General features: G+C 70.8%; 6 protein-coding genes and 1 pseudogene. 2 read left to right on the plus strand and 5 right to left on the minus strand.

Going from position 1 to position 12,088, the window contains the following annotated elements; all coding sequences use genetic code 11:
• Positions 1-28: 28 nt before the first annotated feature.
• Both ACWFRJ_RS17805 and ACWFRJ_RS17810 read right to left on the minus strand, forming a co-directional pair.
• Positions 29-1,213, minus strand: coding sequence for a DNA polymerase Y family protein (locus ACWFRJ_RS17805; protein ID WP_453530929.1), 1,185 nt, complete (start codon positions 1,211-1,213; stop codon positions 29-31).
• 118 nt (positions 1,214-1,331) lie between these two features.
• A pseudogene (locus ACWFRJ_RS17810) lies at positions 1,332-4,469 on the minus strand (DNA polymerase III subunit alpha); the annotation flags it as partial.
• Positions 4,470-4,628: 159 nt separating this feature from the next.
• Here ACWFRJ_RS17810 and ACWFRJ_RS17815 point away from each other — a divergent pair.
• Both ACWFRJ_RS17815 and ACWFRJ_RS17820 read left to right on the plus strand, forming a co-directional pair.
• A complete protein-coding gene (locus ACWFRJ_RS17815) occupies positions 4,629-5,675 on the plus strand; it encodes a DUF3533 domain-containing protein (protein WP_453530932.1) in 1,047 nt (348 codons plus the stop codon).
• 49 nt (positions 5,676-5,724) lie between these two features.
• A complete protein-coding gene (locus tag ACWFRJ_RS17820; RefSeq protein WP_453530935.1) occupies positions 5,725-6,870 on the plus strand; it encodes an AAA family ATPase in 1,146 nt (381 codons plus the stop codon).
• Between the two features lie 68 nt (positions 6,871-6,938).
• Here the strand turns inward: ACWFRJ_RS17820 and adhE are convergent, their stop codons facing one another.
• The 3 genes from adhE to ACWFRJ_RS17835 all read right to left on the minus strand — a co-directional run bounded on the left by adhE (position 6,939) and on the right by ACWFRJ_RS17835 (position 12,075).
• Positions 6,939-9,566, minus strand: a complete 2,628-nt coding sequence (gene adhE / locus ACWFRJ_RS17825; protein ID WP_453530938.1) for a bifunctional acetaldehyde-CoA/alcohol dehydrogenase — start codon at positions 9,564-9,566, stop codon at positions 6,939-6,941.
• 221 nt (positions 9,567-9,787) lie between these two features.
• Entirely contained in the window at positions 9,788-10,873 is a 1,086-nt protein-coding gene (locus ACWFRJ_RS17830) for a S1 family peptidase (RefSeq protein WP_453530941.1), read from the minus strand.
• Between the two features lie 275 nt (positions 10,874-11,148).
• The gene (locus tag ACWFRJ_RS17835; protein ID WP_453530944.1) at positions 11,149-12,075 is read right to left on the minus strand and encodes a slipin family protein; all 927 of its coding nucleotides are present in this window, start codon (positions 12,073-12,075) and stop codon (positions 11,149-11,151) included.
• Positions 12,076-12,088 lie beyond the last annotated feature (13 nt).

The following is a 12,088-nucleotide window of genomic DNA, read 5'->3' on the forward strand; positions in this document are numbered from 1 at the left end:
AGCCACACCTTTGGCCACCCGGACACGGTTACGCCGCCAGCGTTCCCGGCACGATCGCGCCAGGACCGAACTTCGCCCGCGCCCGGTCGGCCACCGCCTCGATCCGCCGCGCCCTGTCGTCCACCGGGTCGAACATCAGCTGGTGTGCGGCCTGTTCGGCGGGCCCGAGTCCTTCGGCGCGCAGCGAGATGCCGCGCACCCGGGCCCGCTGGAGGCCGAGCGCGTCGTACATCCCGTACGCGGTCGTGGTCAGCGCGCCGGAGTGCGCGGTCGGTTCGGGCAGCGTACGGGTGCGGGTCGTCGTGGAGCGGTCCGCGTACCGCACGGTGAGGGTCAGGGAGCGGCACACCTGATCCTCGTCGCGCATCCGGGCGCCGAGTTCATCGGTGAGCGAGAGCAGTGCCCTGCGGTGCCGCGCGGGATCCAACTCGTCCCGGGGGAAGGGATGTTCGGAGGCGAGGGAACGGGCGGCGGCGTTCGGCACGACGCGCGCGCGGTCGACGCCGTGCGCCTTCTCGTACAGCTCGCGTCCCGCGCGGGCCCCCACGAGGCGTTGCAGCGTGGACAGCGGCGCGGCGGCCACCTTGCCGACGGAGTCGAGCCCGTACCCGCAGAGGGTGCGGGCGGTGGCGCGGCCGACCCCGGGCAGTTCGGCGACCGGCTTCGGCCCGAGGAACCGAGCGACGGCGTCGGGCTCCGGGCCCACGGCCAGAGTCACCCCCGGCGAGGCTCCCCGCACCGCCATCCGCGCCAGCATCGGTCCGGGCCCGGCGCCGATCACGCAGTCCACCCCGTAGAGGGCGAGCGCCCGTACCCGGATCACGGAGGCGAGCTCGACGGCGTCGCGCCCGAAGTAGCGCATCGCTCCCCGCACGTCGACGAGGGCGGCGTCGGGCGGCAGGGCCTCGACGACGGGGCTGAACTCGCCGAGCAGCAGAAGCAGCCGGGGTACGGCGGCCTCGTACATCGGCGGCAGGAGAAAACGCACGCAAAGGGTACTCATCCCGCACTCCTCCTCATCCCGCGCTCCCTGGACTCTGGTGCCACAACTTGCGCCCTGTCGCCGCTCGTTCGCCGGGCGGCTGGAGATCGGCCCAGGGGTGCATCTCGTACCCCGTGGACATCCGGATGCGGCGGCCGTCGTCCGCCGGGGCGCCCTCGGGCTCCCCCGGGTCCGGCCCCGGCTCGGCGAGACGCGCGCCCACCGCCTCAAGGCCGCCCTCCTGCCGCAGCTCCACCAGTTCCGCCAGATTCCATGCCGCCGCGCCGACCACGCTGAGGCTGCGCGGCCCTCGCCGCTGCACCACTCCGCGGACGAGGAGCAGCCAGGAGTGGAAGACGGTGTGCGCGCACCGTTCGTGGGCGTCGTCGAAGAAGGCCAGGTCGACCAGGCCCGTGCCGTCGTCCAGGGTGGTGAAGATGACCCGCTTCCCGGAGCGGATCGGCGGGGTCTGGGTGGCCGCCTTGGCGCCCGCGACAAGGACGGTCGCCCCGTGTTCGGCCTCCCGCAGACGGCGGGCCGTCAGCACGCCGAGCTCCCGGAGGAACTCCGCGTGGTCGCCCATGAGATGGCGCGAGGAGTCCATGCCCAGGACGCCGAGTTCGGCGCTGAGCCGTTCCGCGTCGTCCAGGTCGGGCAGCCCGGCGGGGGCCGTCTTGCGCCCGCCGGACAAGGGGAGTTGAGCCCCGGAGGAGCCGCGCGCGCCCCGCCGCAGCTCCGTCAGGTGCAGCTGCAGATCGCGGCGGTTGGCGCCGAACGCGTCGAGCGCGCCGACCTGCGCGAGCCGCTGCGCGACCGGCTTTCCGGGCCTGGCCCGCTCCCAGAAGTCGAGGAGCGAGGCGTAGGGCTGCCCGTCCGCGATCCGCGCGGCCTCGGCCTCGCTGATGCCGTGGACGTCGGAGAGCGCGAGGCGCAGACCCCACACATCCCGGGCCCCAGGGTTATCAGACACCAGTTCGATACGGTGAGCGACCGCAGACCGGTTCACGTCCAGCGGAAGGATCGGCACCCCCCGGCGCCGCGCGTCCGCGAGCAGCAGCCGCTTCGGGTACATGCCGGGGTCGTGCGTGAGCAACCCCGCGTAGAAGGCGGCCGGGTGATGGGCCTTCAGCCACGCCGACTGGTAGGTGGGCACGGCGAAGGCCACCGCGTGCGCCTTGCAGAAGCCGTACGAACCGAAGGCCTCGATGATCTCCCAGGTCCGGCCGATCGTCTCGGCCTCGTACCCCTTCGACGCCGCCTGCTGCGCGAACCAGAACCGGATCCGCCCCTGCGACTCGGGGTCGGAGAGCCCGCGCCGCACCCGGTCCGCCTCGTCGCGCCCGCAGCCGGTCATGATGTTCACGATGTCGATGATCTGCTCGTGGAAGACGACGACGCCGTACGTCTCCTTGAGCGGCTCCGCCAGATCCGGGTGCGGATAGCGGATGGGCGCGCGGCCGTGCCTGGCCTCGATGAAGGGCCGCACCATGTCGGCGGCGACAGGGCCCGGCCTGAAGAGCGAGATGTCGACGACCAGGTCGTGGAAGGTCGCGGGCTGAAGGCGTCCGACCAGATCGCGCTGGCCCGGCGACTCGATCTGGAAGCAGCCGAGCGTCTCGGCGGACTTGATGAGTCGATACGTCGCCGGGTCGCCCGGCGGCACCGCGTCCACGTCCACCCGCTCCCCCGTGGCCCGCTCGACCTCCCCCACCGCGTGCGCCATCGCCGACTGCATCCGCACGCCGAGCACGTCGAGCTTGAGCAGCCCGAGGTCCTCCACGTCCTCCTTGTCGAACTGGGACATGGGCAGGCCCTCGCCGCTGGTGGGCACGACGGGCGTACGGGCGAGCAGCGAGGCGTCGGAGAGCAGTACCCCGCACGGGTGCATGGCGACCCCGCGCGGCAGTGCGTCCAGGGCCTCGACGAGGTCCCACAGCCGGCCGTGTTTCTCCGTCTCCCCCGCCACCGCCCGCAGTTCGGGCAGTTCCTCCATCGCCGAGCGGGCGTCCCGCGCGCGGATGTGCGGGAAGGACTTGGCGATCTTGTCGATCTCGGCCGGGTCCATGGAGAGGGCGGCGCCCACATCGCGGATGGCGTGGCGGACCCGGTAGGTCTCGGGCATGGCGACGGTGGCGACCCGCTCGGTGCCGAAACGGCCGATGATCGCGCGGTAGACCTCGAGGCGGCGGGCCGACTCCACGTCGATGTCGATGTCCGGCAGGACGGACCGCCGCGTGGACAGGAACCGCTCCATGAGCAGGCCGTGCTCGACGGGGTCGGCGTGCGCGATGCCGATGAGGTGGTTGACCAGGGACCCGGCACCGGAACCGCGCGCCGCGACACGGATCCCCAAGTCGCGTACGTCGTCGACCACTTGGGCCACGGTGAGAAAGTAGGAGGCGAAGCCGTGGTAGGCGATGATGTCCAGCTCGTGGTGCATCCGCTCCCAGTACGCGCGATGCGTGCGGCGCCTGTCGTATCCCCGCAGGACCATGCCCGCCGCCGCCCGCGAGGCGAGCACGCGCTGCGCGGTGCGACGCCCCGCGCCGACGAGGTGCGGCTCGGGGAAGCGCACGGAGCCGATGCCGATGTCGTCCTCGGGGTCGACGAGGCACTCGGCGGCGACCGACCGGGTCTGCTCGACGAGGTGGTGGGCGGTGTCGCGGCGGAATCCGGCCGCCTCCACGATCCGCTCGGCGTTGCCCAGCATGGCGTCGGCGCCTTTCAACCACCGCTCTCCGCTGTCGAGTTCCTTGGTCGGGTCGACGGGGACGAGGCGGCGTGCGGCGTCGAGCACATCGGCGACCGGGCCGAGCCCCGGGTCGGCGTAGCGGACGGCGTTGCTCAGGACGGGGCGGACGCGCTGCTCGGCGGCGAAGCCGACGGTGCGGGCGGCGAGGCGGAGCGAACCGGGGCCTGTGCCTTCGCGGCCGTGCCACACGGACTCCAGCCGCAGCGCGTCTCCGTACCGCTCGCGCCAGGGGACCAGGAGGCGGGCGGCCCGGTCGGGGCGTCCGGCGGCAAGGGCGCGCCCCACATCGGACGCGGGGCCGAGCAGCACGGTCATGCCGTCGCCGTGGTTCTCCTCCCACGGAAGCACCGGCTGCCCCTCGCCGCTCCGGTGCGCGGCGGTGATCAGGCCGCACAGCGCGGCCCAGCCCGTGGCGCCGTCGCGGGCGAGGAAGGTCACGCGCGGGGTCGACTCGTCGATGAAGGCACCGCCGCGCACCGGGGTCCGCCGCCGCGCACCGCGCGCCGCGACCGGCTCCCCCACCGCGAGCTCGGCCCCGAACAGGGGCCGCACCCCCGCCTTCGCGCAAGCCTTGGCGAACCGGACGGTTCCCGCGAGGGTGTCCCGGTCGGTGAGCGCGAGGGCGTCCATGCCACGCTCGGCGGCGCGCTCGGCGAGAAGCTCCGGATGCGAGGCCCCGTACCGCGGGGAGAACCCGGAGACGGTGTGCAGATGCGTGAACCCGAGCACACGCACCTCCTGAAACCCTGAATCGATCCGTTCTCACATCCCCCACCTCCACCATAGACCAAGTTTCGAACGTACGTACGATGCAGGTGTACGGCACCCGGTTCCGCTTCGCCCATTCGGCCCCGCCCACCTGCGGGAACGACAGGAGCCACGGAGCGTGGGGACATGAGTTTCACCGATGATGTGAAGAGCGCCGTCACCCCGCGAGCAGCCCTGCTGGTCATCGGCGTACTGGCCCTGCAACTGCTGTTCATCGCCTCCTACGTAGGGGCCCTGCACGACCCGAAGCCGAAAGACGTGCCCTTCGGAGTCGTCGCTCCGGGTCCCGCGGCGGAGGAGACCTCGGCCAAGCTCGGAAAACTCCCCGGCGACCCGCTCGACCCGCGTGTGGTCAAGGACGAGGCCGCGGCCCGGCACCAGATCATGAACCGCGACATCGACGGCGCCCTGATCGTCGACCCCCGGGGCACCACCGACACCCTTCTGGTCGGCTCGGGCGGCGGCACCGTCCTTGCCACCGCGCTGGAGAAGATCGCCACCCAGGTCGACGGCGCCGAGAAGCGCACGGTCAAGGTCGTGGACGTGGCCCCGGCGTCCGCCAAGGACTTCGACGGGCTCTCGTCCTTCTACCTGGTCGTCGGCTGGTGCGTCGGCGGCTATCTGTGCGCCTCGATCCTGGCGATCAGCGCGGGCTCCCGGGCCACGAACGGCGGGCGCGCGCTGATCAGGACCGGCGTCATGGCGCTCTACTCGATCGCGGGCGGCCTGGGCGGCGCGCTCATCATCGGCCCGGTCCTCGGCGCCCTGCCCGGCAGCATCATGGGGCTGTGGGGCCTCGGCTCCCTCGTCGTCTTCGGGGTCGGCATGATCACGCTCGCCCTGCAGTCGCTCACCGGCATCGTGGGCATCGGCCTCGCCGTCCTGCTCGTCGTGATCGCGGGCAACCCGAGCGCGGGCGGCGCCTTCCCGCTGCCGATGCTGCCGCCGTTCTGGAAGGAGATCGGCCCCTGGCTGCCGCCGGGCGCGGGCACCTGGGTGGCGCGCTCGATCGCGTACTTCAAGGGCAACGCGATCACAGGACCGATGCTGGTGCTCGCCGCCTGGGCGGTCGTGGGCACCGCCGTCACCCTGGCCATGTCCGCACTGCGCGGGGACCGCCAGCCGGGCCGGCGGCCCGCCACGGAGGAGGACACCGGCGCCCACCGCCGGTGAGGAACCGCTCTTTGGAGCCATTGTCAGACCCGGGTGCGAAGCTGAAGCAATGATCACCACCCTGGCGGTCGAGAACTACCGCTCCCTGCGCAAACTGATCGTCCCCCTGGACCGGCTGAACGTCGTGACGGGCGCGAACGGCGCCGGCAAGTCGAGCCTGTACCGCGCGCTGCGGCTGCTCGCCGACTCCGCGCGGGGCGGGTCGGTGGCCGCGCTGGCCCGCGAGGGCGGACTGCCCTCCGCGCTGTGGGCGGGCCCCGCGAAGGCGGAGGCCACCGGCCTGCGCCTCGGCTTCGCGGGCGACGAGTTCGGGTACGCGGTGGACTTCGGATACCCCATCCCCACCTCGGGCACGGGCGCGGCGCCCTCCCTCTTCAACCTCGATCCCGAGATCAAGCGCGAGTCCACCTGGGCGGGCCCCGTGCTGCGCCCCGCCGCGCTGCTCTGCGACCGCGCGGGGCCCGCCGTGCGCACGCGGACGGCCGACGGCGGCTGGCACCGCACCCAGGGCATCCGGCCGTACGACAGCATGCTGAGCGAGCTCGCCGACCCACAGCTGGCCCCCGACCTGCTCAGACTGCGCGAGCTGATCCGCTCCTGGCGGTTCTACGACCATGTACGCACCGACGCCGACGCCCCCGCGCGCGCCGCGCGGATCGGCACCCGCACTCCGGTGCTCGGCCATGACGGCGCGGACCTGGCTGCGGCCCTGCAGACCATCCGAGAGATCGGCGACCCGGCGGCGCTTGACGCCGCGGTGGACGACGCCTTCCCCGGCAGCCGGGTGGAGATCGCCGAGCACAGCGGCCGCTTCGAACTCCAGCTGCGTCAGCGTGGGCTGACCCGCCCCCTCGGAGCGGCCGAGCTGTCCGACGGCACCCTGCGCTATCTCCTGTGGGCCGCCGCACTGCTCACTCCCCGGCCGCCCTCGCTCCTGGTCCTGAACGAACCGGAGACGAGCCTGCACCCGGACCTCCTGCGCCCCCTCGCGGACCTGATCCTCACGGCGACGAAGGAGACCCAGGTCGTCCTGGTGACCCACGCCCAGCCACTGGCCGAAGCGGTGGCCAAGGGGGCGGCCCGCCACCGCGTCGACGTGAACTCCATAGAGCTGCTCAAGGAGTCCGGGCAGACGACGGTGGCGGGCCGGGAGAGCATGCTGGACGAGCCCCTCTGGTACTGGCCCAAACGCTAGCCGCGCCCCGTAAGGGGCGCGGGGAACTGCGCGACAAGCCACGTACGGCCCGCGGACGGCGAACCGGATCAGGCACCCACCCCGTTGCCGTAGTACGCCCGCCGCATCAGCCCCTCCATCTCGGAAAGCATCGGCATCCGCGGATTGGCGGGCGCGCACTGGTCGGCATACGCGTTCATAGCCTGCTCGGGCAGCGCACCGATGAAGGCCGCCTCATCGACCCCCTCCTCCTGGAAGGACCCAGGGAGGCCACACTTGGCCCGCAGCTCCTCGACTGCGAGGGCGTAGAACTCCACCCCCTGCTCAGGGGAATCCGCCGGAAGCCCCAGCATGCGCGCGATCTCCTGGAACCGCTCCGGCGCCCGGTAGACCTCGGCCTTCGGCCACGGAGTGGCCTTGCCGGAGACGGTGCCGTTGTGCCGGATGACGTGCGGCAGGAGCAGCGCGTTGGTGCGGCCGTGCGAGACGTGGAAGGTGTTGCCGAGGGTGTGCGCCATCGCGTGCACCAGACCCAGGAAGGCGTTGGCGAAGGCCATGCCCGCCACGGTCGACGCGTTGTGCATCTTCTCGCGCGCCTCGGGGTCACCGGCCCCGTTCACGACGCACCGCTCCAGGTTCTCGAAGATCAGCTTGATGGCCTGGAGGCAGAGCCCGTCGGTGTAGTCGTTCGCGTACACCGAGACGTACGCCTCGGTGGCGTGGGTCAGCGCGTCGAAGCCGGAGTCGGCGGTGACCGTCGCGGGGAGCTTCATCGGCAGGGTCGGGTCGACGATCGCGACGTTCGGGGTGAGCGCGTAGTCGGCGAGGGGGTACTTCTGCGCGGCCTTCGGGTCGGAGATGACGGCGAAGGGGGTGACCTCGGAGCCGGTCCCGGAGGTGGTCGGAATGGCCACCATCTGCGCCTTCTCGCCAAGCCCCGGGAACTTGAAGGCCCGCTTGCGGATGTCGAAGAACTTCTCCTTGGTGTCCGCGAACTCGATCTCCGGGTGCTCGTACATCAGCCACATGATCTTCGCCGCGTCCATCGGCGAGCCACCGCCGAGCCCGATGATCGTGTCAGGCCCGAAGTCCCGCATGCGCGCGGCTCCGGCCCGCACGGTCGCGAGCTCCGGGTTGGGCTCGACGTCGTCGATGACCTGGACGGTGACGGCTTCGGGGCGCGCGGCGAGGATGTCGGTCACCTTCTGGACGAACCCGAGCGTCGACATCGTCCTGTCCGTCACGATCGAGACCCGCCTGATGCCGTCCATCTCCCCGAGGTAGCGCAGGGAGTTGCGCTCGAAGTAGATCTTCGGCGGGACCTTGAACCACTGCATGTTGGTGTTGCGCCGTCCGATCCGCTTGACGTTGATCAGGTTGACCGCGGAGACGTTGTTGGACACCGAGTTGTGTCCGTAGGAGCCGCAGCCGAGCGTGAGCGAGGGCAGGAAGGCGTTGTAGACGTCACCGATGCCGCCGAAGGTCGACGGCGCGTTGACGATGACGCGGACCGCCTTGACGCGCCTGCCGAACTCCTCGGCGAGCTCCTCGTCCTCGGTGTGGATGGCGGCGCTGTGGCCGAGGCCGTTGAACTCGACCATCCGGGCGGCCAGTTCGAGGCCCTGTTCGGTGGAGTCGGCCTTCAGGGCGGCCAGGATCGGGGAGAGCTTCTCGCGGGTGAGCGGCTCCCCCTCGCCGACCTCCGCGCACTCGGCGACGATGACCGACGTGCCCTCGGGGACCTCGAAACCGGCCTGTTCGGCGATCCACCGCGGCGACCTGCCGACCACCGACGCGTTCAGCTTGGCGCCCGAGCAGTCGGCGCCGTAGGCCGTCGCCCCGAAGACGAACTCCTCCAGCTTGGTCTTCTCGGCCGCCGTGACGACGTACGCGCCGAGCCGTTCGAACTCCGTGAGCCCCTCGTCGTAGATCTCCTTGTCGAGGATCACGGCCTGCTCGGACGCGCAGATCATGCCGTGGTCGAAGGACTTGGAGAGCACGATGTCGTGCACGGCGCGCCGCAGCTTGGCGCTGCGCGCGACATAGGCGGGTACGTTGCCCGCGCCGACGCCGAGCGCGGGCTTGCCGCAGGAGTAGGCGGACTTGACCATGGCGTTGCCGCCGGTGGCGAGGATGATGGAGACGCCCTCGTGGTTCATGAGAAGACCCGTCGCCTCCATCGAGGGCTCCTCGATCCACTGCACGCAGTCCGCGGGGGCGCCGGCCTCGATCGCGGCGTCGCGCACGGTGCGGGCGGCCTCGGCGGAGCAGCGCTGGGCGCTGGGGTGGAAGGCGAAGATGATCGGGTTGCGGGTCTTCAGGGCGATGAGGGCCTTGAAGAGGGTCGTGGACGTCGGGTTGGTCACCGGGGTCATGGCGCAGATGACGCCGACCGGTTCGGCGATCTCCGTGATGCCGTTCAGCTCGTCGCGGGAGATGACGCCCGCGGTCTTCAGGCCGCGCATCGAGTTGACGACGTGCTCGCAGGCGAAGAGGTTCTTGACGGCCTTGTCCTCGAAGAGGCCGCGACCCGTCTCCCGTACGGCCAGCTCCGCCAGTTCCCCGTGCCGGCCCAGTGCGGCGATGGAGGCTTTCTTGACGATGTGGTCGACCTGCTCCTGGTCGTACGAGGCGAACCGGTCGAGCGCGGTCAGCGCTCCCCCGACCAGTCCGTCCACCATCTCGTTCTGTCCGTCCACCATCTCGTTGGCCTCCATGGCGGGGCTCCTTCGGTGAGACCTTTTCGCTTATGCCTCAATTGCACACCTGCGCACCGCCCCGCAGGCGCCGATAAAGGCCTCTCAGGGCGGGCCGAAGGTCCCTTTGTGAACGTTTTCACAAGAAGTGGAATCACAAGAAGGCGCGCAAAAGGGCCGGTCCGCCCGTGGCGAACCGGCCCCACATCTTGCTGCTGCCCCCGCCGGGGGGCGTTCCTACCTCAGCCGATCTCCGCACCGACGGCGCTCAGCACCTCGGGAACCGGCTGGAAGAACGTCTCCCCGCCGGCGCTGCAGTCACCGCTGCCGCCCGAGGTCAGGCCGAGCGCGGTGTCACCCGCGAAGAGCGCGCCCCCGCTGTCGCCGGGCTCGGCGCAGACGTCGGTCTGGATGAGTCCGTTGACGACGTCGCCGTTGCCGTAGTTCACGGTGGCGTCGAGACCCTTGACCGTGCCGTCGTGCACCTGCGTGGTCGAACCACTGCGCTGCACCTTCTGGCCGACGGTCGCGTCGCCCGCCTTGGCGATGGCCTGGGTCGAACCGTCGTAGAGGTCCACCTCGCTGGGGTGCGCGGTGTCGCCGGTGTACTTGACCAGGCCGTAGTCGTTGTCGGGGAAGCTGGAGTCGGCGTTCTCACCGATCACGGGCCCGCCCTGCTTCTCGGACCAGCTCTTGACGGCCTCGGTGCAGTGCCCGGCCGTGATGAAGTACGGAGCGCCGTCCTTGACCACGTTGAAGCCGAGCGAGCAGCGGCTGCCGTCGCCCCAGATGGCGTCGCCACCCGCGATCAGGGGCTTGAACTCCCCCTTGCTGTGCTTGAGTTCGGCCTTGGAGCCGAGCCCCTTCACGACCGAGTCGAGCTTGTCGAGCGAGGCGCCCTTGACCGTGCGGTCCGCCGTGACGACGACCTTGTTGGTGGCCGGGTCGACCGCCCACGAGGTGCCGGGGATGGACGCCTTGTCGCTGAGCGTCGAACGGGCGCTCTTCAGCTGGGCGAGGGAGTTCTCGACGATTCTCGCCTTGGCGCCCGCAGACTCGACCGCGTCCGCCGCGCTCTTGTCGAGGACGTTCACGACGAGGTTCTTGGCCTTGGCGTCGTAGTACGTACCCGCGGCGTCCGAACCGAGGTCCTTGCCGAGGGTCGAGGCGAGCTTTCCGGCCTTCGCGATCGAGAGGGTGTCCGGCGTGGGGGTCGGGGCACTCTCACTTGCGTTCGCAGTCTGGAAGGTGATTCCGGCGGCGATCAGTGCGGTGATGCCCGCACCTGCCACGGCGGCACGTCGCTTGGATATGCGTCGGTGCTTCAATTCACGTCCTCCTGTGGGGGGTCGGCCCGTTCGGTGTGGGGACCTGGGGACCGGAAGGCGTACCGGCACGGAGTCGCTCACGCTGGGAAAGCCGCGTCCATGCCAAATGGTGCGGCCCACTATCCCGATACCGCCTGGTAGCACACAAGGTCTACTTCAGGACGCGCACGCGACAAACACTGTGCGCCCCCTGTGTCTTCACCGATACCGGTCTCACCACGTCGGTTCCCGTTGCAAACACCCCGTGCGAGCGGGTGATCGGCAGTGGGTAAGGACTAGTCCTGTCCGATTCTCGACGCTCCCTGCGCGCCCGGAGCCCCGGCTTCCGAATCCGCCGCACCGAAATCCGGCAGCGCGACGGCGGGCCCGACGGCGGGCTCGACGGCGGGCTCGACGGCGGGCTCAACGGGCGTGGCGGCAGGCTGCTGCTGCGTCGGCGGAGTCGGCTGGGCCCGTTCCAGGAAGCGCAACAGTTCGACGGGGAAGGGCAGCACGAGGGTGGAGTTCTTCTCGGCGGCGACCGCCACCACGGTCTGGAGCAGCCGCAGCTGGAGCGCGGCAGGCTCCTCCGACATCTCGTGCGCGGCCTCGGCCAGCTTCTTGGAGGCCTGCAGTTCGGCGTCCGCGTTGATCACGCGCGCCCGCCGCTCGCGGTCGGCCTCGGCCTGCCGGGCCATGGACCGTTTCATCGTCTCCGGGAGCGATACGTCCTTGATCTCGACCCGGTCGATCTGCACGCCCCATCCGACGGCAGGAGAGTCGATCATCAACTCAAGGCCCTGGTTGAGCTTCTCGCGGTTGGAGAGCAGATCGTCGAGTTCGCTCTTGCCGATGATCGAGCGCAACGACGTCTGCGCCATCTGCGAGACCGCGAAGCGGTAGTCCTCCACCTGGACGACGGCATCGGAGGCGTCGACCACCTTGAAGTAGATGACCGCGTCGACGCGCACCGTGACGTTGTCCCGGGTGATGCCGTCCTGCGCGGGGACCGGCATCGTCACGATCTGCATGTTCACCTTACGGAGCCGGTCGACGAACGGCACGATCATCGTGAACCCGGGTCCGCGCACCCCGCTCTGCAGCCGCCCGAGCCGGAGCACCACACCTCGTTCGTACTGTTTGACGACACGCGCCGCGGCCATCACATAGACCGCTCCGGCACATCCGACGGCCACTCCCGCTGCCACCAGCTCCTCGACCATGCCGGCCCCCCAG

Source organism: Streptomyces sp. NPDC055239 (assembly GCF_053606205.1).

Bases quoted from the DNA above. Each gene is read 5' to 3' on its own strand.
- ACWFRJ_RS17815 (WP_453530932.1), top strand. From the start codon at position 4,629: ATGAGTTTCACCGATGATGTGAAGAGCGCCGTCACCCCGCGAGCAGCC.
- ACWFRJ_RS17820 (WP_453530935.1), top strand. From the start codon at position 5,725: ATGATCACCACCCTGGCGGTCGAGAACTACCGCTCCCTGCGCAAACTG.
- adhE (WP_453530938.1), bottom strand. From the start codon at position 9,566: ATGGAGGCCAACGAGATGGTGGACGGACAGAACGAGATGGTGGACGGA.
- ACWFRJ_RS17835 (WP_453530944.1), bottom strand. From the start codon at position 12,075: ATGGTCGAGGAGCTGGTGGCAGCGGGAGTGGCCGTCGGATGTGCCGGA.